This is a genomic window from Martinezella tropici, assembly GCF_008370325.1.
GTDB lineage: Bacteria > Pseudomonadota > Alphaproteobacteria > Rhizobiales > Rhizobiaceae > Rhizobium > Rhizobium tropici_B.
This window is the reverse complement of the sequence record NZ_VNIP01000011.1, coordinates 426,792-451,749: the sequence shown is the minus strand read 5'-3', so window position 1 is coordinate 451,749 and position 24,958 is coordinate 426,792. Positions and strand designations below refer to the sequence as shown.

The 24,958-nt window shown below is 61.5% G+C and carries 23 protein-coding genes; 17 read left to right on the top strand and 6 right to left on the bottom strand.

Annotation, left to right across the window (positions count from 1 at the left end; all coding sequences use genetic code 11):
• The first annotated feature begins 31 nt into the window (after positions 1-31).
• From FP026_RS23085 to FP026_RS23060, 6 genes are read left to right on the top strand one after another with little or no spacing between them, the layout of a single operon-like run.
• Positions 32-1,195: an isovaleryl-CoA dehydrogenase gene (locus FP026_RS23085; RefSeq protein ID WP_149636914.1), complete on the top strand. Its 1,164-nt coding sequence runs from the start codon at positions 32-34 to the stop codon at positions 1,193-1,195.
• A gap of 34 nt (positions 1,196-1,229) precedes the next feature.
• Positions 1,230-2,837 (top strand): carboxyl transferase domain-containing protein, encoded by a 1,608-nt coding sequence (locus FP026_RS23080; protein ID WP_149636913.1) that lies wholly within the window; start codon positions 1,230-1,232, stop codon positions 2,835-2,837.
• A gap of 10 nt (positions 2,838-2,847) precedes the next feature.
• Complete coding sequence (locus tag FP026_RS23075; protein WP_149636912.1) at positions 2,848-3,231, top strand: RidA family protein; 384 nt, start codon at positions 2,848-2,850, stop codon at positions 3,229-3,231.
• Between the two features lie 9 nt (positions 3,232-3,240).
• Positions 3,241-5,229 (top strand): acetyl/propionyl/methylcrotonyl-CoA carboxylase subunit alpha, encoded by a 1,989-nt coding sequence (locus tag FP026_RS23070; protein ID WP_149636911.1) that lies wholly within the window; start codon positions 3,241-3,243, stop codon positions 5,227-5,229.
• On the top strand, positions 5,226-6,095 hold the full coding sequence (locus FP026_RS23065; protein WP_149636910.1) for a hydroxymethylglutaryl-CoA lyase: 870 nt from the start codon (positions 5,226-5,228) through the stop codon (positions 6,093-6,095). Before FP026_RS23070 ends, FP026_RS23065 begins: the two co-directional genes overlap by 4 nt.
• Positions 6,092-6,880, top strand: a complete 789-nt coding sequence (locus FP026_RS23060; protein WP_149636909.1) for a crotonase/enoyl-CoA hydratase family protein — start codon at positions 6,092-6,094, stop codon at positions 6,878-6,880. The genes FP026_RS23065 and FP026_RS23060 overlap by 4 nt, the downstream gene beginning before the upstream one ends.
• A gap of 100 nt (positions 6,881-6,980) precedes the next feature.
• Here the strand turns inward: FP026_RS23060 and FP026_RS23055 are convergent, their stop codons facing one another.
• On the bottom strand, positions 6,981-8,351 hold the full coding sequence (locus FP026_RS23055; protein ID WP_149636908.1) for a TIGR03808 family TAT-translocated repetitive protein: 1,371 nt from the start codon (positions 8,349-8,351) through the stop codon (positions 6,981-6,983).
• A gap of 206 nt (positions 8,352-8,557) precedes the next feature.
• Here FP026_RS23055 and FP026_RS23050 point away from each other — a divergent pair, with 206 nt between their 5' ends.
• The 4 genes from FP026_RS23050 to FP026_RS23035 all read left to right on the top strand — a co-directional run bounded on the left by FP026_RS23050 (position 8,558) and on the right by FP026_RS23035 (position 13,079).
• A complete protein-coding gene (locus FP026_RS23050; RefSeq protein WP_149636907.1) occupies positions 8,558-9,328 on the top strand; it encodes a carbon-nitrogen hydrolase family protein in 771 nt (256 codons plus the stop codon).
• Positions 9,329-9,356: 28 nt separating this feature from the next.
• Complete coding sequence (locus FP026_RS23045; protein WP_149636906.1) at positions 9,357-10,367, top strand: ligase-associated DNA damage response exonuclease; 1,011 nt, start codon at positions 9,357-9,359, stop codon at positions 10,365-10,367.
• On the top strand, positions 10,367-12,004 hold the full coding sequence (locus FP026_RS23040) for a cisplatin damage response ATP-dependent DNA ligase (RefSeq protein WP_149636905.1): 1,638 nt from the start codon (positions 10,367-10,369) through the stop codon (positions 12,002-12,004). The genes FP026_RS23045 and FP026_RS23040 overlap by 1 nt, the downstream gene beginning before the upstream one ends.
• Positions 12,005-12,092: 88 nt before the next feature.
• Positions 12,093-13,079, top strand: coding sequence for an alpha/beta hydrolase family protein (locus FP026_RS23035; protein ID WP_149636904.1), 987 nt, complete (start codon positions 12,093-12,095; stop codon positions 13,077-13,079).
• A 57-nt stretch (positions 13,080-13,136) separates the two neighbouring features.
• Here the strand turns inward: FP026_RS23035 and scpA are convergent, their stop codons facing one another.
• Positions 13,137-15,269 carry a methylmalonyl-CoA mutase gene (gene scpA, locus FP026_RS23030; protein ID WP_149636903.1) on the bottom strand — a complete coding sequence of 711 codons (2,133 nt, stop codon included), beginning with the start codon at positions 15,267-15,269 and terminating at the stop codon, positions 13,137-13,139.
• A 253-nt stretch (positions 15,270-15,522) separates the two neighbouring features.
• Entirely contained in the window at positions 15,523-16,872 is a 1,350-nt protein-coding gene (locus tag FP026_RS23025) for a methylmalonyl-CoA mutase family protein (RefSeq protein ID WP_149636902.1), read from the bottom strand.
• Positions 16,873-17,045: 173 nt separating this feature from the next.
• Between FP026_RS23025 and FP026_RS23020 the strand changes: the two genes are divergently transcribed.
• Positions 17,046-17,849 carry a L,D-transpeptidase gene (locus FP026_RS23020; RefSeq protein ID WP_246665411.1) on the top strand — a complete coding sequence of 268 codons (804 nt, stop codon included), beginning with the start codon at positions 17,046-17,048 and terminating at the stop codon, positions 17,847-17,849.
• A gap of 161 nt (positions 17,850-18,010) precedes the next feature.
• Positions 18,011-18,742, top strand: a complete 732-nt coding sequence (locus FP026_RS23015; RefSeq protein WP_149636900.1) for a L,D-transpeptidase — start codon at positions 18,011-18,013, stop codon at positions 18,740-18,742.
• Between the two features lie 85 nt (positions 18,743-18,827).
• Here FP026_RS23015 and FP026_RS23010 read toward each other — a convergent pair whose 3' ends face one another.
• Entirely contained in the window at positions 18,828-19,292 is a 465-nt protein-coding gene (locus tag FP026_RS23010) for a MarR family winged helix-turn-helix transcriptional regulator (protein WP_149636899.1), read from the bottom strand.
• Between the two features lie 135 nt (positions 19,293-19,427).
• Between FP026_RS23010 and FP026_RS23005 the strand changes: the two genes are divergently transcribed.
• From FP026_RS23005 to FP026_RS22995, 3 genes are all read left to right on the top strand, one after another.
• Entirely contained in the window at positions 19,428-19,850 is a 423-nt protein-coding gene (locus FP026_RS23005) for an organic hydroperoxide resistance protein (protein ID WP_149636898.1), read from the top strand.
• Between the two features lie 106 nt (positions 19,851-19,956).
• Entirely contained in the window at positions 19,957-20,340 is a 384-nt protein-coding gene (locus tag FP026_RS23000; protein WP_149636897.1) for an MbcA/ParS/Xre antitoxin family protein, read from the top strand.
• On the top strand, positions 20,300-21,070 hold the full coding sequence (locus FP026_RS22995; protein WP_149636896.1) for an RES family NAD+ phosphorylase: 771 nt from the start codon (positions 20,300-20,302) through the stop codon (positions 21,068-21,070). The genes FP026_RS23000 and FP026_RS22995 overlap by 41 nt, the downstream gene beginning before the upstream one ends.
• On the opposite strand, the gene FP026_RS22990 is transcribed toward FP026_RS22995, so the two are convergent.
• Positions 21,057-21,503, bottom strand: a complete 447-nt coding sequence (locus FP026_RS22990) for a MarR family winged helix-turn-helix transcriptional regulator (protein ID WP_149636895.1) — start codon at positions 21,501-21,503, stop codon at positions 21,057-21,059. The genes FP026_RS22995 and FP026_RS22990 overlap by 14 nt on opposite strands.
• A gap of 71 nt (positions 21,504-21,574) precedes the next feature.
• On the opposite strand from FP026_RS22990, the gene FP026_RS22985 reads away from it, so the two are divergent.
• The gene (locus FP026_RS22985; RefSeq protein ID WP_149636894.1) at positions 21,575-22,300 is read left to right on the top strand and encodes a DUF899 domain-containing protein; all 726 of its coding nucleotides are present in this window, start codon (positions 21,575-21,577) and stop codon (positions 22,298-22,300) included.
• Between the two features lie 217 nt (positions 22,301-22,517).
• The gene (locus FP026_RS22980) at positions 22,518-23,294 is read left to right on the top strand and encodes a VOC family protein (protein WP_149636893.1); all 777 of its coding nucleotides are present in this window, start codon (positions 22,518-22,520) and stop codon (positions 23,292-23,294) included.
• Between the two features lie 138 nt (positions 23,295-23,432).
• On the opposite strand, the gene FP026_RS22975 is transcribed toward FP026_RS22980, so the two are convergent.
• Positions 23,433-24,947 (bottom strand): helicase HerA-like C-terminal domain-containing protein, encoded by a 1,515-nt coding sequence (locus FP026_RS22975; protein WP_149636892.1) that lies wholly within the window; start codon positions 24,945-24,947, stop codon positions 23,433-23,435.
• Between the last annotated feature and the right edge of the window lie 11 nt (positions 24,948-24,958).

Sequence of the window (24,958 nt, the reverse complement as noted above, 5' to 3'; positions counted from 1 at the left end):
CGGGTTCGGGACGATCGGGAGGAGAAGCCGGATGTTTGCAGGGGGATTGAACTTTGCGCTTGGCGAGGACATCGAGGCGTTGCGCGAACAGGTGCGCCGTTTTGCTGCCAACCGTATTGCACCATTTGCTGATGAAATTGACCGCATCAACAGTTTCCCGATGCATCTGTGGCGGGAGATGGGCGATCTCGGCCTGCTCGGGATCACCGTCGACGAAGCCTTCGGCGGGGCAGGCCTCGGTTATCTCGCCCATACGGTGGCGATGGAGGAAATCAGCCGCGCTTCCGCCTCCGTCGGCCTAAGCTACGGCGCCCATTCCAACCTCTGTGTTAACCAGATCCACCGCAACGGCACGACGGCGCAGAAGGAGCGTTATCTGCCGCGGCTGATTTCAGGCGAGCATGTCGGCGCGCTTGCCATGTCGGAGCCTGACGCCGGCTCCGATGTCGTCTCCATGAAGCTGCATGCCGAAAAGCGTGGCGGCCGCTATGTGCTGAACGGCAGCAAGATGTGGATCACCAATGGCCCCGATGCCGATGTCCTCGTCGTCTATGCCAAGACCTCGCCGGATGCCGGCCCGCGAGGGATCACCGCCTTCCTCGTCGAAAAAGGCTTTCCCGGCTTCTCCGTCGGCCAGAAGCTCGACAAGCTCGGCATGCGCGGCTCGAATACCTCCGAGCTGATCTTTCTCGATTGCGAAGTGCCGGAGGAAAATGTTCTGGGTGAAGTCGATGGCGGCGCCCGCGTGCTGATGTCGGGCCTCGACTATGAGCGCGTCGTGCTCTCGGGCGGCCCCATCGGGATCATGGCTGCCTGTATGGATGTCGTGCTGCCCTACATGCATGAGCGCAAACAGTTCGGCCAGTCGATTGGCGAGTTCCAGCTGATGCAGGGCAAGCTGGCCGACATGTATGTCACCATGAATGCCGCGCGCGCCTATGTCTATGCGGTGGCCGCCGCTTGCGACCGAGGCGAGACGACCCGCAAGGATGCCGCCGGCTGCATTCTCTACTCCGCTGAAAAGGCGACGGCGCTGGCGCTCGAATGTATCCAAGCGCTCGGCGGCAATGGCTACACCAATGATTATCCCGCCGGCCGGCTGCTGCGTGACGCCAAACTCTATGAGATCGGCGCCGGCACGTCCGAAATCCGGCGGATGCTGATCGGCCGCGAGTTGTTCGGCGAAACGGCCTGATTTCGAATTTCATTTTACTGATCCGCGAGGCCGCATGACCGTCCTGAAATCAGAGATATCGACGCATACGGATCGCTTCCGCGACAACCGCGCTGCCATGCTGGAAGCGATCGGTGTCACCGAGGCTGCTGCGTCGCAGGCGGCGGAAGGCGGAGGAGCGCAGGCGCGGGAGCGCCATGTCAGCCGTGGCAAGATGCTGCCGCGCGACCGCGTTGCCGGCCTGATCGATCCCGCCACGCCGTTTCTGGAGATCGGGACGACAGCCGCTCATGGTCTCTATGGCGGCGAGGCGCCGGGTGCCGGTCTGATTACCGGGATCGGCCGCGTTTCCGGCCGCGATTGCATGATCGTCTGCAACGACGCCACGGTCAAAGGCGGCACCTACTATCCGATTACGGTGAAGAAGCATCTGCGTGCTCAGGAAATTGCGGCGGAGAACAACCTCCCTTGCATCTATCTCGTCGATTCCGGCGGTGCCAACCTGCCGAACCAGGACGAGGTCTTTCCGGATCGCGATCATTTCGGCCGCATCTTCTACAATCAGGCCAATATGTCGGCCGCCGGCATCCCGCAGATTGCCGTCGTCATGGGATCCTGCACGGCAGGCGGCGCCTATGTGCCGGCCATGTCCGACGAAACCATTATCGTCGAGAAGCAGGGAACGATCTTTCTTGCCGGCCCGCCGCTCGTCAAGGCGGCGACGGGGGAGGTGGTCTCGACCGAGGATCTCGGCGGCGGCGATGTGCACACGCGTCTCTCCGGCGTCGCCGATCATCTGGCGCGCGACGATGCCCATGCGCTTGCGCTCGCGCGGCAGGCGGTCGCGAATCTCAATCGCCGCAAGCCCGAAAGCGTCGAGCTTCGCACGCCCGAGGCACCGCTTTACGATCCCGAGGATATTCTAGGCATCGTCCCTTCCGACCTGCGCACGCCCTATGACGTGCGCGAGATCATCGCCCGAATGGTGGACGGTTCCCGGCTCGATGAGTTCAAGGCGCGCTACGGCACCACATTGGTTTGCGGTTTCGCCCATGTCCATGGCATTCCCGTCGGGATCATCGCCAATAACGGCGTGCTCTTCTCGGAATCGGCGCTGAAGGGTGCGCATTTCGTCGAGCTTTGCTCGCAGCGTAAGATCCCGCTGGTCTTTCTGCAGAACATCACCGGCTTCATGGTCGGCCGCAAATACGAGACGGAGGGCATCGCCAAGAACGGCGCCAAGCTAGTGACGGCTGTGGCCACGACCAAGGTCCCGAAGATCACCATGCTGATCGGCGGCTCCTTCGGCGCCGGCAATTACGGCATGGCCGGCCGTGCCTATTCGCCGCGCTTCCTCTGGACCTGGCCCAACAGCCGCATCTCGGTCATGGGAGGCGAGCAGGCGGCCGGCGTGCTCGCCACCGTGCGCGGCGAGGCGCTGGCTCGCGCCGGCAAGCCCTGGACGAAGGAGGAGGAGGCCGCCTTCAAGGCGCCGACGCTCAAGATGTTCGAAACCCAGAGCCACCCGCTCTACGCCTCGGCGCGTCTCTGGGACGACGGCATTATCGACCCGCGCAAGAGCCGCGACGTGCTGGCTCTCTCGCTTTCAGCAGCACTCAACGCGCCGATCGAAGACACGCGCTTCGGTCTGTTCAGGATGTGAGGAGATGGAGATGAAACGCGATGCCATCAATGCCAAGAATGCGCCGAAGCCCCGCGGCGGATATGCGCAAGCCGTAAAGCTCGAGAATTTCGAGCGATTGCTTTTCATCAGTGGCCAGATACCGACCGATGTCGACGATGCCCTGCCGGAAGGTTTTCAGGCGCAGGCCCGCCAGGTCTGGCACAATATCGACGCCCAACTGAAGGCGGCTGGCATGACGAAGGAAGACATCGTCAAGGTCACGACCTTTCTCGCCGACCGTCATCACACGATGGAGAACCGAGAGATCCGCAGCGAATATCTTGGCTCGCTCACGCCGGCGATGACTGTCGTGATCGCTGGCATTTTCGACAAGGCCTGGCTGCTCGAAGTCGAAGTCATTGCCGCGCAATAGGGTCAGCCGATGTTTTCGAAGATACTGATCGCCAATCGCGGGGAAATCGCCTGTCGGATTATCCGCACGGCACAACGCCTCGGCATTCGCACGGTCGCCATCTATTCCGATGCTGATCGGGATGCCCTGCATGTGGCGCTGGCCGACGAGGCCGTTCATATCGGCCCGGCGGCGGCGAGCGAAAGCTATCTTTCGAAGCAGAAGGTCATCGCGGCGGCTCAGCACACCCAAGCGGAAGCCATCCATCCCGGTTACGGCTTTCTCTCGGAAAATGCCGATTTCGCCGAAGCGGTCGAGGCCGCGGGTCTCGTCTTCATCGGTCCGTCGCCAGCTTCGATCCGAGCCATGGGGCTCAAGGATGCCGCCAAGGCGCTGATGGAGCGGGCCGGTGTGCCCGTCGTTCCCGGCTATCATGGCGATGGGCAGGAGCCCGGCTTCCTCGTCGAGCAAGCCGATGGCATCGGCTTTCCCGTTCTCATCAAGGCGCGGGCGGGCGGCGGCGGCAAGGGCATGCGCCGCGTCGACCGGCCGGAGGATTTCGGCGCGTCTCTGGAGGCGGCAAAGCGCGAGGCGAGATCCGCCTTCGGTGACGACGCCGTGCTGATCGAGAAATATCTGATCAAGCCGCGCCACATCGAGATCCAGGTTTTTGGTGATAGCCATGGCAACGCCGTGCATCTCTTTGAGCGCGATTGCTCGCTGCAGCGCCGGCACCAGAAGGTGATCGAGGAGGCGCCGGCCCCCGGCATGACTGAGGAGATGCGCAGCGCCATGGGCGAAGCGGCAGTTCGCGCCGCCCGGGCCATCGATTATCGCGGTGCCGGCACCGTCGAATTCATCGCCGATGTCTCCGACGGCCTGTCGCCGGATCGCTTCTTCTTCATGGAAATGAATACCCGCCTGCAGGTTGAGCATCCCGTCACCGAGGCGATTGCTGGTGTCGATCTGGTGGAGTGGCAATTGCGCGTTGCAAGCGGTGAGCCGCTGCCGAAGACTCAAGGTGAACTCACCATAAACGGCTGGGCCTTCGAAGCCCGCATCTACGCCGAAGATCCGGCACGCGGCTTCCTGCCGGCAACCGGCACGCTCTCGCATTTGAGCTTTCCCGAAGGTGATGTCCGCATCGATGCCGGCGTCCGCGAGGGCGACAGCATCACCCCGCATTACGATCCGCTGATCGCCAAGCTGACGGTGCTTGCGCCGGATCGCCCGGCAGCCCTTGCCAAGCTCACGCACGGGTTGGAGCAGACGCAGGTTGCCGGAACCACCACCAATCTCGATTTTCTCATCCGGCTCAGCCGCCAACCGGACTTCGCCACCGGCCATCCGGATACGGGACTGATCGATCGAAACGTAGAGGCGCTGACCGCGACGCAGCAGCCCGGCGATGCAGCCCTTGCCATCGCTGCCATTGTCGAGGCGGGCGGCTTTGCTAAAACCGTTGGCAACGACCCCTGGCATTCGCTGGGGGCCTGGCAGCTCTGGGGCGAGGCGAGCCGTCCAGTCACGCTGCACTTTGCCGGCGGCCATAAGAGTTGCCGGGTGACGGCAAAGGGTCGGATATTTTTCAGCGTCGCCTTCGATGATCGCTCCGTTCTCGTCCGTCTCTTCGAAGATGATGAGGTTGACCGACGTGTCGAAATCGACGGCCGGCAGTTCCACGTCGATATCTTTGAGACGCCCTTAGCCGTGACGCTGTTCTTTGACGGACATACGCATCATTTCCACCGCCTCGATCCGCTTGATGGCGCAGAGGAGGCTGCCAGCGGCGGCGACCGCGTGGTCGCGCCGATGCCGGGCCTCGTCAAGATCGTCCGCGTGAGAGAAGGCGACACGGTGGCGAAGGGGCAGGCGCTGATCATCATGGAAGCCATGAAGATGGAGCTGACGCTTTCGGCGGCGCGTGACGGCATCGTCGAAAGCCTGCATGTCGGCGAGGGCGACCAGACCAGCGAGAGCGCCGTGCTTCTGTCGCTTCGGCCGGAGGATGCGGCATGACCGACAAGCCTCCCAATCACGTCACCATCGTCGAAATGGCGCCGCGTGACGGCCTGCAGAATGAGAAAGAGCCGGTCGATACCGCGCGCAAGATCGAGCTGGTGGACCTACTCTCCGATTGCGGTTTCGAGCGCATCGAGGTGACGAGCTTCGTCAGTCCGAAATGGGTTCCGCAGCTTGCGGACGCCGCCGTGGTCATGGCCGGAATAAAGCGGCGTGCCGGCGTCCGCTATGCGGCGCTGGCACCCAACATGCAGGGTTTCGAAGCGGCACTTGCCGCCGGTGCTGATGAGGTGGCGATCTTCGCCTCAGCGTCCGAAACCTTCTCCATGCGCAATATCAATTGCTCGATCGCCGAAAGCATCGAGCGCTTCAGGCCGGTCGCCGCGGCCAGCAGGAATCGCGGCGTTCCGTTGCGGGGTTATGTCAGCTGCGTCGTCGAATGCCCATATGAGGGCGCCGTGCCGCCGCAAAATGTCGTGAGCGTTGCCCGGCAATTGCGGGAGCTCGGCTGCTATGAGATCAGCCTTGGCGACACGATCGGCAGAGGTGAACCGGAGGCGGTGGACAGAATGCTGGAAGCCGTTCTTGCCAAACTCCCCGCCGCCATGCTGGCCGGCCATTTTCACGATACGTCAGGCCGGGCATTGGACAATATCGGTGTCGCTCTCGATCGGGGTTTGCGGGTGTTCGATGCTGCCGCCGGCGGTCTTGGCGGCTGCCCCTTTGCTCCCGGCGCCAAGGGCAATGTCGATACCGTGGCGGTTCACCACTATCTGGCGCTGCACGGCTTCGAGACCGGTCTCGATGATGGAAAACTTGCCCGCGCCGCAACCTTTGCCCGTAGCCTCAGGAGTGCAGCATGACATCGCAAACGATCCGCGTCGCCACCGATGGACGAGGCGTTGCCCATCTCACGTTGGCGCGCTCCGAAAAGCACAATGCGCTGTCTGCGGAGATGATCGACGACTTGACGGCGGCAACGCACGATCTCGCCCGTGACAAGGCGGTGAGGGTCGTCGTGCTCACCGGCGAGGGTGCGAGCTTCTGCGCAGGCGGCGATCTCGGCTGGATGCGCGCGCAGTTCGACGCAACGCGCGCCGGGCGCATGGTCGAAGCTCGCCGGCTCGCCATGCTATTCAAGGCATTGAACGAGTTGCCTAAACCGCTTGTCGCCCGTGTGCATGGCAATGCCTTCGGCGGCGGCATCGGGATACTCAGTGTCTGCGACATGGTGATATCGGCATCAACAGCGCGCTTCGGCCTGACGGAGGTGCGCCTCGGCATCATCCCCGCCACCATCAGCCCCTATGTCATTGCCCGCATCGGCGAGAAGAATGCCCGCCCGCTCTTCCTCTCCGGCAAGATCATCGATGCCTGGCAGGCACATGCCGCCGGCCTGCTGTCGCGGGTCGTGGCGGAGGAGGCGCTGGATGAAGCCGTGGAGGCGGAGGTCCGCCATTTCCTGGCGGCGTCTCCGCAGGCGGCCGCCCGCGCCAAAGCCCTGGCGCGCTCCGTCGGCAGGCCGATCACCGATGGCATGATCGATCACGTCGTCGAGCAATTGGCCGATGCCTGGGAGACCGAGGAGGCGAAGGAGGGTGTCACCGCCTTCTTCGAGAAGCGGCAGCCGAACTGGCGGCCGGCCTAAAGCATGTCGCGCAAAAGTGTTCGGCGGTTTTGCGACAACGACATGCGCAAAATCAAAGACCTAAAGCGCCAGAAGCGAATCTGAAAGATCGCGATGCGCTTTAGAGAAGCCTGTTGTTTTCGATGGTAAGCTGCGGGAACTGCGTGTTTGCCTTGGCCAACTCACCCGATGCCGGCTTGTCCCAGCGAAAACCCATGATCGCGGCGTGCTGCATCTCCTGGAAGAGATTGCCTGAAATCACAGCCGAACCGGCGCCGTCGGCGACCGAGACCACGCAGCCGATGCCCGCACGTCTGACGATATTGCCGGTCGCGACCACATTACGGAGATATTGACCCCAGCCGAGCCTCAAGCCCCAGAGCGGCGCATTCTCGATGACATTATCTGAAATCAGTGTATCGGCTTCGGCCGAGATGCCGACGCCAAAGCCGCCGTCCTGTGCGTAGGGTGCCGTAAGCGCCAGGTTGCGGATAACATTGCCCGTCACAGAAGCGAGCCTTCCGCCCTTGTCGAAATTGGTGACCGAGATGCCGTTGGCGGCGCCATCGACCAGATTGTTGTTGATCGCGGCGCCCACGAACTCGAATTCGCAATAGATGGCGGTTTCGCCCGAACGGAGGCATTGATTGTTCGAGATCTGCACATTCGATGCCGAGTTGGCGCGGATCGCAGTAAAGGCGCAATCGGCGATTTGGTTGCCCGAGACCGTGACGCCATCGGCGCGGAAGACATTGATGCCATTGCCGTTCTGGCCCGTGCCGCCGCCATTGGCGCGGATGCGGGCAATGCGGTTATTGGTGACGCTGCTACCATCCTCCGCTTTTTCCCAGCGATGGATGAGAATGCCGCCATTGCCGCAATCCTCGACGCGATTGTCGGCGACAGCCAATCCGGTTGACTGGACTGAATAGATGCCGGTTTCCGCAGCGCCAGAGATGCGGCTGCGCTCGATCCGGCCGCCACAGCGTTCCAGCTGCATCGCATGCTTGCGGCTGCCGGTAACTTCGCAATTGTCGATCAACACCTCGTCGACGCCGGTAAATTGCAAGAGGCCGCCGGTATAGTCGGCGAGCCAGCGATTGCCACCGTCGAAGACGAGGCCGGAAAGTTCGATGCGTTTGGCCTTGTCCGCATTCATCAGATAGCCGTCACCACTATAGACGAGCCGCGAAGCACCGGGAACGCCTGTGATGCGCGTATTATTGGGGAGTGTCAGGTTGGAGATATTGTAGGTGCCCGGTGGCAGGAACAGCGGCATGTTGCTGCGCGCCGCATTGTCGATCATCGCCTGCAGCTTGCCACTCCTGATGTCGCTCGCGCCCGGCGTCGTCTTCAGCGCAATGGCGTCGATCGGCCCGCGCAGCTCGGCGCTCGTCATCTTCGCAAGCGGCACGGCGAAAACGCGGGGCGCTAGCAGGCCAGCCGCTGCCGAGGCGGCGAGGGAAGCGATGAAGGCGCGGCGTTGGATCATTGCGAACTCCCTGAATGACGCCGACGAAGCAGAAATCATGCCAGGCCTACGTGTCCTGATTTGATACAGAAGGGCCGCATGCAGGCACTCGGCCAACCAAAAGAACCAGGTCCTTTCTAATTCGTTTACCAGTCCGGCACAGGCGATGATCCGCGTCCGATCCGTTTGTACTAGGGGCGACTCGCTGCACATGGTACCCATCCGGCATGCGGATCGCGGCCTTTCAACGTCTGGCACTTTTCGACGCCGTCGAGCAGGCGGCCGAGGTTTTGGCGCGCGACCTCGCCTGGGCTGAAGCGCAGGGCATCGATCTCGCCCTTTTCCCCGAATGCTATCTGCAGGGGCATAGCTACGATAAAGCCATTGCCAAACGCCGCGCGCTTTCTCTCGATGATCCGCAGCTGAACGCTCTTGTCGCACGTTTCGCTGCCGGGAGGACGATGACGATTGTCGGCCTTTTCGAAAGGAGAGGCGATGCGATCTACAACAGCGCCATCGTCGCCAAGTCGGGCCGGATAATCGGGATCTATGCCAAGGCGCATCCGCTCGAAAAGGGCTGCACGCCGGGAAAAGATTTTCCCGTCTGGGAAGAGGGACATTGGCGCTTCGGCATCAATATCTGCGCCGATCTCAGATATCCCTATACCGCGGCGCGACTGGCGAGAAAGGGAGCCGGCCTCATCTGCAACCCCATCAATCTCATGCTCCGGCCTCACAAAGCCGAGCTGTGGCACCGGCCGGGCATTTCGAGCCTGCAGATATGCGCCAGGCATACGGGATGCTGGGTCATTGCGTCAGATGTCGTCGGCAGCAATGACGATGGCTGGGTGAGCTATGGCAGCAGCGCCATCGTCGATCCGAACGGCGTCGTCGTGGCAAAGGCGAAGCCCTATTGCGAGGATGTCCTGGTTTTCGACCTTCCGGATTGCCAACCGACACGCGGATTCGATCAAAAAGCTGCTGTCATCGCTACCTAATCGTGCAAATCGCGCTATCCTCATAGTCATGAGACCCGATCAACTGCTTTATCCGGCGCCCGAGGGCCTGTTCTGCCCGATTGGCGGCTTCTATATCGATCCCGTGCAGCCTGTCGGTCGGGCACTCGTCACGCATGGCCATTCCGACCATGCCCGCTCCGGTCACGCCCATGTGCTCGCCACGCGCCAGACCCTCGATATCATGCGCATCCGTTATGGCGACGGCTTTGCGGCATCGGAACAGGCGATCGGCTTCGGCGAGGAGGTGACGATCAACGGGGTGAAGGTACAGTTCCATCCTGCCGGCCATGTGCTCGGCTCGGCGCAGATCATGGTGGAGAAGGATGGGCTGCGGATCGTCGTTTCGGGGGATTACAAGCGCCGGCCGGACCCGACCTGTGAAGCCTATGTGCCGGTTCCCTGCGATGTCTTCATCACCGAGGCCACCTTCGGGCTACCGGTCTTCCACCATCCCGATCCCATGGTGGAGACGCAGAAGCTTTTGGCCTCACTTCGCCAATTCCCCGAGCGAACGCATCTGATCGGCGCTTATGCGCTCGGCAAGGCACAGCGCGTCATCCGTCTTTTGCGCGATGCCGGCTATGACAAGCCGATCTATATTCATGGCGCGCTCGAAACGCTCTGCGACTATTATGTGAGCCAGGACATCGCGCTCGGCGAGCTCAAGCCGGCCACCATCGAAAGTCGCGATCAGTCGATCTTCCACGGCACCGTCGTCGTCGGCCCGCCCTCCGCTTACCAGGATCGCTGGGCGAGGCGGTTCCACGATCCGCTGCCGGCCTTCGCCTCCGGCTGGATGATGGTACGCCAGCGCGCCAAGCAGCTCGGTGTCGAGCTGCCGCTTGTGATCTCCGATCATTGCGACTGGCCCGAACTGACCGAGACGATCTCCGACTTGAAGCCAAGCGAGGTCTGGGTCACCCACGGCCGCGAAGAGGCGCTGGTGCGCTGGTGCGAGCTGCAGGGCACCGCCGCCAAGCCGCTGCATCTCGTCGGCTATGAAGACGAGGGCGATTGATGAAAGCCTTTGCCGACCTTCTCGACCGCCTAGTGCTGACGCCGAGCCGCAATGGCAAGCTGAAGCTGCTGACCGATTATTTCCGCGACACGCCGGACCCCGACCGCGGCTATGGCCTGGCCGCCATCGCCGGCACGCTGGAAGTGCGCAACGTCAAGCCGGCAATGCTGCGCGAACTCGTTCTCGAGCGCATGGACGATGTGCTGTTCCGCTATTCCTACGATTATGTCGGCGATCTGGCCGAGACGATCTCCCTGGTCTGGGACAAGGAAAGCGACATCGAGCGCCCTGCTGGAGAGCAGCCGAAGCTCGGCGACGTCGTTCACCGCATGAACGCGCTCGGGCGGACCGAGGTGCGCAGTTTCGTCCGCGATCTGCTGGACCGGCTGGATACGTCAGGTCGTTTCGCCTTCCTGAAGCTTGCGACCGGTGCGCTACGCATCGGCGTCTCGGCACGCCTCGCCAAACAGGCGCTCGCCGAGCTTGGCGGCAAGGACGTGACCGAGATCGAAACGCTTTGGCATGGTCTGCAGCCGCCCTATGAAAGCCTATTCCGCTGGCTTGCGGGGGAGGCTGAGAAGCCGATCCTGGCGACGCCGGCGATCTTCCATTCCGTCATGCTCGCCAACCCGGTGGAACCCGGCGATCTCGATGGGCTTGATCCGCGGGATTTCGCCGCCGAATGGAAGTGGGATGGCATCCGCGTTCAGCTTTCGCGCTCCGGGGAGACGAGCAAGCTCTATTCGCGCTCCGGTGACGATATATCCGGCGCCTTTCCAGACGTTGTGGACGCCATGAATTTCGAGGGCGTCATGGATGGCGAGCTGCTGGTCGGCGGCACCGTTCGCTCCAACAGCCCGACGCGCAGCTTTTCCGATTTGCAGCAGCGCCTCAACCGCAAGACCGTCACCTCAAAGATGCTGGAGGAGTTTCCGGCCTTCATCCGTGCCTACGATCTTCTGTTCGATGGGGCGGAGGATGCGCGCGCCCGCGGCTTCCTCGATCGGCGTGAGCGGCTGACTGACATCATCGATGCCGCCCCGCACGACCGTTTCGATCTGTCGCCGCTCGTCGATTTCTCCTCCTGGGAGGAGCTGGACCGGTTGCGCACCTCGCCGCCCGATCCGGTGATCGAGGGCGTAATGATCAAGCGCAAAGACAGTTCCTATCTCGCCGGTCGGGCCAAGGGTCCCTGGTTCAAGTGGAAGCGGGATCCCTATAATGTCGATGCCGTGCTGATGTATGCGCAGCGCGGCCATGGCAAGCGATCCAGCTACTATTCCGATTTCACCTTCGGCGTCTGGGCGACGACGCCGGAGGGCGAGCAGCTCGTACCCGTCGGCAAGGCCTATTTCGGCTTCACCGATGCGGAGCTGGAGGTGCTCGATAAGTTCGTGCGCAACAATACGGTCGATCGTTTCGGCCCGGTGCGGGCCGTGCGCGCCGATCGCGATTTCGGCTTCGTGCTCGAGGTCGCCTTCGAAGGCATCAATCGTTCCACCCGGCATAAATCGGGCGTCGCTATGCGTTTTCCGCGCATTGCACGACTGCGGCCGGACAAGCCGCCCTACGAGGCCGACAGGCTGGAAACTTTGATTGCGATGATTGACGCCAAGGCTCCCGTTGTCGATGAATAGGGCAGGGCGATTCCTCACCACAATGTGAGTTGGCCTTGCCTTTCAACCCGTGCAGATTTGCGCTGCGCCGGGATATTTGGACAGAGCTATGACCATGTCTGACGACCACCCATTCCGTCTCGATCGCCGTGCTGTTCTGGCCGGAATCGCTTCCACCCTTTTCGCGCCCGCTATCGCCAGAGCAGCCGATGACAGCACGACCGGAAGCAAGCCGGCCGAGACCAAGGGCGAGATCGCCCGGAGCGATGAAAAGGCTTCGGATGCGCCGCCGCAGCTCGCCGGCGACTATGCCAAGGAGCGCCATGCGTTTCGGACGGACCTTCTGAGCAAGGGGCCGGCTCCCGACATTTACGAACCCCTGGCCACGCCCTCGACGGCTGACCGGCTTTTCTATCGCAGCGGCGTTGGCGATGAGTTGGAGCTCGTCGCTTGGGTTTCCCGCTATACGCGCTCGCTGAAGCCGAAGCCGGCCGTGCTTTTCCTGCACGGCGGCAACGCCATCGGCCAGGGGCATTGGCAGCTGATGAAGCCGTATATCGATGCCGGCTACGTCATCATGATCCCGTCCATGCGCGGCGAAAATGGGCAGAGGGGCAATTTCTCGGGCTTTTACGACGAAGTTGCTGATGTACTGGCCGCCTCCAACCGGCTGCGGCATCTGCCGGGTGTCGATCCGCATCGCCTGTTCCTGGCCGGACACAGCATCGGCGGCACGCTGGCCATGTTGACCGCCATGTCGACGAAGCGGTTTCGCGCGGTCGCGCCGATATCAGGCAATCCGGATGCCTATGCCTTCTTCGGCCGCTATCCGCAGGATATCCGCTTCAACACTATGAACCCGCGCGAATTCCAGATGCGCTCGCCGCTCTGCTATGCGCACAGCTTCAAAAGCCCGATAAAGCTGTTCCATGGCACCGAGGAAGCGCATTTCGACTCGCGCCTGGCGCTGCTTTCGAAGCGGGCGACGGCCGCTGGCGTGAAGATGGAAATGGCAACGGTGCCGGGCAGCCATAATTCGGCCCTGCCGGGCGAGATCGAGCAGAGCATCGAATTCTTCAGGAGCGTCGCCGTCTAAACCAGTCCCCTAAAGAGCGGTACGGGAGATAAGCCGAACCGCTCTGCATGTCGGGGCTTACGCCATCAGCTTTTCTATCAGTGCCGAGGCCGCATCCGCGATCACGGTTCCGGGCGGGAAAATCGCATCTGCTCCCGCCCCTTCGAGGGCCGCGAAATCCTGTGGCGGAATGACGCCACCAACGGCGATCAGCACCTTGCCGGCATGGCGGCGAGCGAGCGCAGCTTTCAATTCCGGCACCAGCGTCAGATGGCCGGCGGCAAGCGACGATGCGCCGACGATATCGACCCCCTCGCGCACGGCGACGTCGGCCACTTCCTCCGGCGTCTGGAACATGGCGCCGACGACGACATCGAAACCGAGATCGGCAAAGGCCGTGGCGATGACCTTCTGGCCGCGATCGTGCCCATCCTGGCCCATCTTGGCGATGAGGATGCGCGGCTTCTCGCCCCGCGCCCTGCGGAACGCCTCGACTTTGGCCACGGCCGCGTTAAAGACGGGATCTTCGGAGCCGACTTCCTTGCGGTAGACGCCGGAGATGGTTCTGATCTCGGCGACATGACGGCCATAGGCCTTTTCGAGCGCCAGCGAGATTTCGCCGACGGTGGCTCTCGCCCTTGCCGCCTTGACAGCAAAATCGAGCAGATTGCCGGTGCCGTTTCGCGCGGCATCCGTCAAGGCATCCAGGGCTGTTTCGACGGCAGTCGTCTCGCGGGTGCCTTTCAGCTGCTGCAGTTTGGAAAGCTGACGCGCCCGCACCTCGGAATTCTCGACCTTTAGGACATCGACTTCGATATCCTGCTCCGGTTTGGAAAAATTGACGCCGACGACGGTCTGATGGCCGCTATCGATGCGTGCTTGCGTGCGTGCGGCCGCTTCCTCGATCCTGAGCTTCGGAATGCCCTTCTCGATCGCCTTCGCCATGCCGCCGAGCGCCTCTACCTCCTCGATATGGGCAAGGGCGCGCGCGGCAAGATCATGGGTCAGCCTTTCGACATAGGCCGAGCCGCCCCAAGGATCGATGATCCCTGTCGTGCCTGACTCCGTCTGCAGCAGGATCTGTGTGTTGCGGGCAATGCGGGCAGAATGATCCGTCGGCAGGGCCAACGCCTCGTCGAAGGAATTGGTATGGAGCGATTGCGTATGCCCCTGCGTTGCCGCCATCGCCTCGACCATGGTGCGGATGATGTTATTCATCGGGTCCTGCGCCGTCAGCGACCAGCCGGAGGTCTGGCTGTGGGTCCTGAGCGCAAGGGACTTCTGATCCTTCGGCGCGAAGTTCTTCTGCATCAGCGCCGCCCAGATCAGCCTCCCGGCGCGCATCTTGGCGACTTCCATGAAGAAGTTCATGCCGACGGCCCAGAAGAAGGACAGGCGAGGGGCGAAACTGTCGATATCGAGCCCGGCAGCCACGCCTGCCCGCGCATATTCGATGCCGTCGGCGATCGTGTAGGCGAGTTCCAGATCCGCGGTCGCGCCGGCCTCCTGCATATGGTAGCCGGAGATCGAGATCGAGTTGAACTTTGGCATGCGCCGGCTGGTATAGCTGAAGATGTCCGAAACGATCCGCATAGAGGGCTGTGGCGGATAGATATAGGTGTTGCGGACCATGAACTCCTTGAGGATGTCGTTCTGGATCGTGCCCGATAACTTGTTTTCGGAGACGCCCTGTTCCTCCGCTGCAACAATATAGAGCGCCATGATCGGCAACACGGCGCCGTTCATCGTCATCGACACGCTCATTTCATCGAGGGGAATGCCATCGAAGAGCTGACGCATGTCGAGGATGGAATCGATGGCGACACCCGCCATGCCGACATCGCCGGCGACGCGCGGGTGATCGCTGTCATAGCCGCGATGGGTGGCAAGATCGAAGGCGACGGAAAGGCCCTTCTGTCCGGCCGCGAGATTGCGGCGATAGAAGGCGTTGGACTCCTCGGCGGTGGAGAAGCCGGCATATTGCCGGATGGTCCAGGGTTGCTGGACATACATCGTCGGATAGGGGCCGCGCACGAAGGGTGCTGCGCCGGGGTAAGTCTCAAGGAAGTTCAGGCCGGCGAGATCGCTTTCACCGTAAGTGCGTTTGACGGCGATACCTTCGGGGGTCTCCCAGGCTGGGGCGTTGGTTGTTGGCGCGGTTGCTGGCGGCTTGGCCCAGGGCATGTTTGCGAAGTTGGGGATTTTGGTCATGGGACCGCGACCTCCGTGGATGCCGAGGTTGCGTTACCCCCCTCTGTCACTTGGTGACATCTCCCCCACAAGGGGGGAGATTGGTGACTTGCGGCGCGCGTTTGCCTCAAACTCTCAGCTGGTTTGCTGACACGATGTCGGGTTCTGTTGTGGGGCAAGCGACACTCTCCCAACAATCTCCCCCCTTGTGGGGGAGATGTCGCGAAAGCGACAGAGGGGGGTATCGCACGTGCCTCGGACGCGATGTTCATTCTCATGCCTCCACCCCTTCATCCAGCCGCACCGGCATCAACCCCATGCCGCCAGCAACCGGTCCCAATGCCCCTAAAACAACCACCGGCCGCTCCGTCTTCATCGCAAACAGCGTCGTTCCCACGATCGGCTTGGCGATGCGATTGGCTCGCGCCTCGGCAATCATCGCCGCAAGCTCGCCGCTGGCAATCACCTTTGCCAATCCGCCCTTGCTTTCGATCTCCGTGAAAATATCCCATGCCCGCTCGGCAAGCGTGTTGGTCAGCGCCTCGATGCCGCCGGCTCCGGCGGCGGGATCGACGACATGATCGAGATGGCTCTCGGCCATGAGGACTGTCTGCGTGTTGCGCGCCAGGCGCCGCGCCAGCGGGTCGGGGATGCCATGCGTCAGGCTGTGCGGCAGGACCAAGATTTCGTCGGCGCCGCCGACGCCGGCTGAAAAGACCGCGATCGTATTGCGCAGAATATTCGTCTCGGGATCGCGGTGGGTGAGCATGCGATAGCTCGTTTCCGCCAGGAGATGCGCCGGCTGCGGATTGGGGACACCAGAGGCCTCGGCGATCCGGGCGAAGATCAGCCGCGCCGCGCGTGTCTTTGCCATCGTCGTAAACTGGTTCTGATCGGCAGAAAGGCAGAGGCTCGTTGCCCGAAGCGCCGCTTCCGGCGAAAGGCCCGCCTGTTCAAGCAGTCGCAAATGGCCGACGAGACTTGCGGCCATGACGGCCAGTTCCTGTGCCTCGGTGCCGCCGGCATTGTGCACCACACGACCGTCTGCATTGATGATCGTGCAAGCCAATCTTAATTCTATGAAGTATTTGATGTCGCTTATGAAATTGGAAAAATTGCCGGCTGATAAAAAAGCGTCGAGGCCGAGGTGCAATCTTTGGATGGCGTCATTCGCAATCGACGTTGCCACCGCTTTGGCGATGCCGGAAGAAAAGCCATCAAGGCGCAGTGTCGCGGTCCTGCTCGATGTGGCCGTCAGCGTCTCGGAAAAGGTCGGGGCCTGTGCATCCATGCCGGTGCCGAAGGCGGAAGCGGAGGTTTTGGAGACAAGGCAGATGCCGGTTGCGCCATTGGCAAGATCGTCTTCAAGCTGCGCCAGCGCCCGCTCGGTGCTCGGATCATCCATGCGCTGGGTCACCGTCCAGGGCATGTCGGCCCGCTGGCGGGAAAGCGGCGTGCCATCGGTCCGCCGCTCGTAAAGCGGTTCGATGGCAATGCCGTCATCGGTCCGCGATACCAGCGTTTCCCGGAAATCCTGGCCTTTCAGCGCCCGTTCCACCAGCTTCAGCCAACTCTTGCGGTCGGTCTGGTCGAAAATGGCCGGGTCGAGACTGTCGATATTCATGCGATCCTCCGTCCTGCAATGGTCTAGCCCATGACGCCGCAAGGGAAAACAGAAGTTTGGTCAATCCGGACAATATCTCGCCCCGGACAATATCTCGCAGATGACGCCAGCTTCGCTCCAGCCGCAGCGGTCATCATGCGGCTGACCCGATATGTTTCAACTGGTTTCCGATGATGGCCGATCTGCTGCCCGCCTCCCGTCACCTGCTCGCCTCTGCCGCCCTGGCGGCATTGTCCGCCTGCAGCATCATTCCCGATACCGGAGCGACAGATCCGGACCGGTTCGCGCAGGAGACCGCGCCGATCTTCTATCGCCCCGAAGGCATCGATCCGCAGAAGGTGCAGCGCCTGCCGGTGCAGCCGGTGCCGCAGGCGCGTGACCTCTTCCGCACGCAGTTCCATCAGACCTACGGTCTGCCGACCTTCAATCCCGTGCATCAGGCCATGTATGCCCAGCGAAACGAAGACGATTTCATGCTGCCGGCCGTGCCCTACAAGCGCATCGATCCGCGCTTCCTGCGGCAGGAGGTGGATTATCAGACCAATGAGCGGCCCGGCACCATCGTCGTCGATACGCGAAACCACTTTCTCTATTTCGTCGAGCCGGGCGGCAGGGCCATGCGCTATGGCGTCGGCCTCGGCGCGGCGGGATATGCCTGGCACGGCAGGGGCATGATCCAGCGGAAGCAGAAATGGCCGCGCTGGACGCCGCCTGCCGAAATGGTTGCACGCGACCCGCAGATGAAGTCGCTGGCGGCGGAGCGCGGCGGCATGAATCCCGGTCCGACAAACCCGCTCGGCGCGCGTGCGCTCTATATCTACCAAAATGGCCGGGATACGCTTTACCGCGTTCACGGTACCCCGGATTGGCAGTCGATCGGCAAGGCGGCATCCTCCGGCTGCGTGCGCATGCTCAATCAGGATGTGATAGATCTCTACAATCGGGTTCCCGATAAGACGGAAATTGTCGTTTTGTAGGAGTATTTTACCACAAATTTTCGTGATGTTGCATAAGTGCGATAGTCGGGGTCGTCTACGCTCTTTAATTTTGCGCTTGTCTCTGCAAACCTCTCAGGGAGCCGAATCAGCTACGTATCGCGGGTTCTCGCTTCCCCCTCAAAAGGAACGATGCTGTCGACATGAGCATTCCTTCATCTTTATCCCGACGTAACTTCCTCGCTTTTGCTGGCATCGGTGCCGTTTCGACGCTCGCCGGCTGCGCCTCCACCATCGACAACGGCCCGGTTGTCAGCCCGGTACAATATACCGGCGCGCCAAGGTCGTTCCGTACCTGGTTTTCCAGCTATGACGGCGAGCAGCCGGATCCGGCCGTCATCTATGCGGCTATGGACGATGGCGGCTTCCATATCCCCGCGGTTCCCTACGAACAGATCGACCGGCGTTTTTATCGTCAGCGCGTCGTGGATCCGACTGGGGAGGCGCCGGGCAGTGTGATCGTCAACACGACCGAGCGCATGCTCTATGTCACCGAGCAGGGCGGTACAGCAATGCGCTATGGTATTGGCGTCGGCCGCGAGGGCTTTGCCTGGCAGGGCCGCGGCGTCATTCAGTGGCGCAAGAAGTGGCCGCGCTGGAACCCGCCGGACGAAATGGTTGCCCGTCAGCCGGAGCTTGTGAAGTTTTCCATTGCCAATGGCGGCATGGATCCGGGCTTGAAGAATCCGCTTGGCGCGCGTGCGCTCTATATTTTCGAAGACAAGCAGGATTCGCTCTACCGCCTGCACGGCAATCCCGACTGGCGCTCCATCGGCAAGGCCGTATCCTCCGGCTGTGTCCGCTTGCTGAACCAGGATGTCATCGATCTCTATGATCGCGTGCCGGAGCGCGCGCCGATCCTCGTTACGAGCTGATCGAATATCATTGAAACGGGCGCCTATTCGGCGCCCTTTTGATTTCCCGACTTCCTAAGGGTGGAGCAGTTCCTGCGCCGAGGCTTCATTCTGCCGCCAGATTGATCTTCAGCTTTTGCAGCCGATCGCGAAGATTGGCCATTTCGGTCATGTCGCAACCCGTCGCCTGGCCGATGGCATCCATGATTGCGCCAACCTGGCACTTCATGCCCGCACCCTTTTCCGTCAGGGAAATAATCACTTGCCGCTCGTCCTTCGGATCGCGCGCACGGCTGATCAGGCCGGCCTGTTCGAGCCGCTTCAGCAATGGCGACAGCGTTCCGGAATCGAGATCGAGCTTCTCGCCGATGGTCTTGACCGACAGGCAGCCCTTTTCCCACAGCACCAGCATGACGAGATATTGCGGATAGGTGAGGCCGACGCGATCGAGAATTGGCTTGTAGGCCCGGTTAAAGGCATGCGCGGCGCTGTAGACGGCAAAACAAAGCTGGCTTTCCAGCCGCTTTTCCTCGTCAGATATCATGCTCTGCCCATCCGCCTTGTCCGTCATTGCTGCTCCGCCATTTTTCTTGTTGCAGGCATTGTCACAAATTCACTTTGCAAAATCAAATTGCAAAAAATACATGTTGTGCACGATTAAATCGTGATGTATATAATCGCTATCCAACACAAAAGGAGACATGACATGCCAATTCTCTATACCACCAAAGCTTCTGCCACCGGTGGCCGCGCCGGCCATGCAGTTTCCGAAAACGGCGTCCTCGACGTCACGCTGACCGTGCCGAAGGAACTCGGCGGCGACGGTGCCACGGGGACCAATCCGGAGCAGCTCTTTGCAGCCGGCTATTCCGCCTGCTTCCTAGGCGCACTGAAATTTGTCGCAGGTCAGCAGAAGGTCAAGATTCCGGAAGACGCGAAGGTGACTGCGACTGTCGGCATCGGTCCGCGCGCGGATGGCGGCGGCTTCGGCATCGAAGTGTCTCTGGCGGTCCATATCCCAGGCATGGACAAGGCCGAGGCTGAAAAGCTTGCTGCCGCAGCGCATATCGTGTGCCCCTACAGCCACGCCATGCGCACCTCGACCGAAGTGCCGGTTGCTGTTGTCTGAAGCGAACAGCTGCGTATCTTGAAAACTTCGGGAGCAGGGATATCGTTTCTGCTCCTTTTCTTTTGCAAGAAATATGCTATATTTTTTCCTAGGAAAGGATGTGGCTATGACAATGGCACAGGCAGTTGGTCAGGCAAAACCTGGCGAAGCACTCGTCATTACCAAGGCGGTGGTCAATGCCGCCGAGCGGCTGGGATTGAATGCCCGCATATTGGCTGCCGTCATCGGCGTCTCGGAAGCAACGGTATCGCGTATGAAGCGGCAGGATCATTTGCTGGAGCGCAACAGCAAGCCGTTCGAGCTGGCCGTGCTTTTCGTTCGGCTCTTCCGCTCGCTCGATGCCATCGTGGGTGGCGACGAGGCTGTGGCCCGCCAATGGCTGCGCAACGGCAATCTCGCCTTCGGCGCAGCGCCCATCGACAAGATAATTTCGATTTCTGGTTTGACCGATGTCCTTGCCTATCTGGACGCCCGCCGCGCTCTCATCTGAGGCGAGGGCCATTTCCGGCCGTTATTGGCGACTGGTGGAAGCACAGCATCAGGTCTCGACGCTGAAGCTCGTGGATACGCTTGAGGAGCAGACGCTTCTCGAAAGTCTGTTGGAGGAGAGCAAGCCGGTCCTGCCGCCGGAATGCGCCGATCTCGACTATCTGCTCGCGACACCCTTCCGCTATGGTGCGATCTACCCGCACGGCTCTCGTTTCCGTCGCGCTGGCCGCACGCTTGGCGTTTTCTACGCCTCCGAGCAGGTGGAAACGGCCCTGGCCGAGATGAGCTTCTATCGGTTGCTCTTTTTTCGTGATTCACCCGACACGCCACTGCCGGCCAATGCGGCGGAGTACACCGCTTTTGCCGCGTCGATCGCCACGAAGGCAGCGGTCGACCTGACCGCGCCTCCGTTGGATCGCGACCGGCAGCACTGGACCGATCCGGTCAACTACGAGGCATGCCAGTCGCTTGCCGAGGCGGCGCGGGCCGGCGGCATCGAAGCAATCCTCTACCGATCCGTTCGGGATCCCCGGGGCAGCAGGAATATCGCACTCCTGACGGCCAGGGCCTTCTCCGCGCGCGAACCTGTGGAGCGCCAGACCTGGCGCATCCGGCTGTCGCGCTTTGGCATCCAAGCGCTCTGTGAATTCCCCCGGCATCGCATCGGCTTCGAAAGGCAGGATTTCGACCGCGATCCCCGCCTATCGGAGCCGCCGTTCAGAGCAGGATAGCAAGGTCGCGGCGCAAGCGGTCGCCATTGCCGTCGGGCAGTCGCTCTTCGAGGGCCGCATGCGTTGTCTTCCAGACCGGCACGGCGGCGGCAAGCGCTGCCTTTCCGGATGGCGTGAGGCTGAGAAGGCGGGCTCTTCGGTCTTCGGGATTGGGCACGATATTGATCCATCCACGTCGTTCCAGCGGCTTTAAAGCCGCCGTCAGCGTCGTCTGATCTATTGCGAGCAGCGCCGTGACCGATCCCATGGATGCCGGCACCGGCCGGTTCACGGACATCATCAGGGAGAATTGGCCGTTGGTCAGCCCAAACGGCCTCAGTGCTTCGTCAAAACGACGGGCAAGAGCGCGTGCTGCGCGCTGCACATGCAGGCAAAGGCAGGTATCGCGCACTAACAGCGTGGTTTCAAAGGGGATTTCGACTGCGTTTGACATGATTCATTAATATTGATATCAATGTATTTGTCAAGATTTGGGGATGAAAACGCCGGAGGAGGGCGCTGACAATGAACCAGGTCGTTTCCAGGGAAGTGTGGCTCGAAGCCCGCCGTCAGCTGCTCGCCAAGGAGAAGGAGGCAACGCATCTTCGCGACCGCGTCAATGCGGAACGCTTGGCTTTGCCTTGGGTAAAGGTCGATAAAGATTACGTTTTCGATACGCCGGCCGGCAAGAGGACGCTTGCGGATCTCTTCGATGGCCGCAGCCAGCTGGTCATCTATCACTTCATGCTCGGCCCGGATTGGGATGCCGGATGCACCGGTTGCTCCTTCCTCGCCGATCATTTCGATGGAGCGCTTCCGCATCTCAATCATCATGATGTCACGCTGGTCGCCGTTGCCCGCGCGCCGATCGAAAAGATTGAGGCCTACAAGAAACGCATGGGCTGGAAGTTCCCATGGGTGTCGTCTTTCTCCAACGATTTCAATTTCGACTATCACGTCTCTTTCACCAAAGAGCAGCTCGCCGGCGAAAAGGTGTTCTATAACTTCGGCAATATGGACGCCGCCGACGGCAATGACGAGTTGCCGGGCCTCAGCGCCTTCTACAAGGACGAAGCCGGCAATATCTTTCACACCTATTCCAGCTATGCGCGCGGCGGTGAGGAAATGATCGGTACGCTGATGATCCTCGACAATGCGCCGAAGGGCCGGAATGAAGGCCACACCATGGATTTCGTTCGTCGTCATGACGAATATCAGGATGCGGCGAAGGCGGATTCCTGCTGCCATTAGGTATGACGAGGCTGCCAAATTCATGCCATGCGGCGCAAGGGGTCGAATTATTACGCTTTGCGCCTAGTTAAGATCTGGAGCCTGATTGCCGAGGAATGACGGGCCAACCGATTGACCATCGTTCGGCCGTCACTTTCATCGGCCGTGATGCGCTTGCGCCGACATCGGGCTCAGGACGAGACGGATGACCGCAACAATCACAACTGGGAGAGATACCATGGCTGAGAAGGGATATTTTGTCTGGTACGAGCTGATGACCACCGATATGAAGGCGGCCGAAGCTTTCTATACCAAGGTCGTCGGCTGGGATGCCGCAGATGCCGGCATGCCTGAAGTCGGCATGGATTATACGCTGTTCAGTGCCGGCGCAGGCCCTATCGCCGGTTTGATGATATTGCCGGAGGGGGCAAAGGCCATGGGCACGCCGCCTTGCTGGACCGGCTATATCGGTGTTCCCGATGTCGACGAGGCGGCAAAGACGGTCGCTGCCAAGGGTGGCAAGATCTATCGCGAGCCGACGGATATTCCAAGCGTTGGCAGGTTTGCCGTCGTCTCCGATCCTTATGGCGCCGCCTTCTGCCTTTTCACGCCGCTGCCGGGCCAGGATTGGCAGCCGCCGGCCCCTGCTACCCCAGGCTATTTCGGGTGGCATGAGCTCTATTCCGGTGATGGCCCGAAGGCCTTCGATTTCTACAGCGAGATGTTCGGCTGGGAATTGAGTTCCGATTTCGACATGGGGCCGATGGGCAAATACAAGATCTTCAAGATCGGTGACCGGGACTTCGGCGGCATCATGACCAAGCCGGCGGAAATGCCGATGCCGGCCTGGAATTTCTATATCAATGTCCCGGCGATCGATGCGGCGATCACCCGCATCACCGAAGGTGGCGGCAAGATCGCCAATGGCCCGATGGAAGTCCCCGGCGGCAGCTGGATCGTCCAGGCGACCGACCCGCAGGGCGCGTTCTTCTCGCTCGTCGCTCCGGTACGATAAATTGACACCTCCCCCTTGAGGGGGGAGGTCGCCGCAAAGCGGCGGGTGGGGGTGACACTCGGACCTGCAGAGGTTGCCGCGGATCACCCCACCCCGGAGCTCCGCTCCGACCCTCCCCCTCAAGGGGAGGGTGATTTTCTACCGTTTCAGGCTGCCGAGGATGCCACGCACCAGGGCACGCCCGACCTGCGTCGCGACCGTGCGCGCCACGCTCTTCAACGCTGCTTCCATGATCGTTTCGCGCTGATAGCCCGAGCGACCGCGGCCTGCTGGCTTGTTGCTGTCGCCGCCGAATCCCGGCAGCGTCCAGTCATCGCCCGCGCTCTCGCTCTGCGGCGCGGCTGCCTTGCGCGCACGCTCCGCCAGGATTTCATAAGCCGATTCGCGATCGACCGTCTGATCGTAGACGCCGGCGACCGGGCTGGCATTGATGATGGCCTGGCGCTCGGCATCGCTGACCGGACCGATGCGGCCGGACGGCGGGCGGATCAGCGTGCGCTCGACGATGGAGGGCGCGCCCTTGCCCTCCAGCATCGACACGAGCGCCTCGCCGGTGCCGAGCGTGGTAATGACGCTGGCGCAATCGAAGGCGGGATTGGGCCGGAATGTCGAGGCCGCCGTCTGCACGGCTTTCTGCTCGCGTGGCGAATAGGCGCGCAGGGCGTGCTGCACGCGGTTGCCAAGTTGCGCCAGCACCGTCTCCGGCACATCGAGTGGGTTCTGGGTGACGAAATAGACGCCGACGCCCTTGGAGCGGATGAGGCGCACCACCTGCTCGACACGTTCGATCAGCACCTTCGGCGCGTCGTTGAAGAGCAGGTGCGCCTCATCGAAGAAGAAGACCAGCTTCGGCTTTTCCGGATCGCCCACTTCGGGCAGTTCCTCGAACAGTTCGGAGAGCAGCCACAGCAGGAAGGTGGCGTAGAGGCGCGGGTTCATCATCAGCTTGTCGGCGGCAAGCACCGAAACCTGGCCGTAGCCGTCATTGCTGACCCGCATGATGTCGGAGATTTTCAGCGCCGGCTCGCCGAAGAAGTTTTCCGCTCCCTGCTGCTCCAGCACCAGCAAGGCTCGCTGGATCGAGCCGACGGAGGATTTCGAGATCAGACCGTACTTGCTGGAAAGCTCGCTGGCATTCTCGCCCATATAGTTCAGCAGCGCCTGCAGGTCCTTGAGATCGAGTAGCGCTAGGCCGTTTTCATCGGCGATCTTGAAGGCGATGTTGAGCACGCCTTCCTGCGCTTCCGAAGCGTCCATCAGCCGCGCGAGCAGCAGTGGACCCATCTCGGCGATGGTTGTGCGCACGCGATGGCCCTTTTCGCCGTAAAGATCCCAGAAGATGACCGGGAATTGATCGAACTCATAGGGCGACAGGCCAATCTCTTCGGCCCGCCTCAAGAGGAAATCCTTGGGCTCGCCCTTGGCGGAGATGCCGGAGAGATCGCCCTTGATATCGGCGCAGAATACAGGCACGCCGGCCTTGGAAAGCCCTTCGGCCAGCACCTGCAGTGTTACCGTCTTGCCTGTACCGGTCGCGCCGGTGACGAGACCGTGCCGGTTGCCGAATTTCAGCGTCAGGAATTCATCCTTGTTGATGCTGTCATCCGGATTGCGGCTCGCGCCGACGAAAATCTGTCCATCCTGCTGCGGCATGGTGTCGTCTC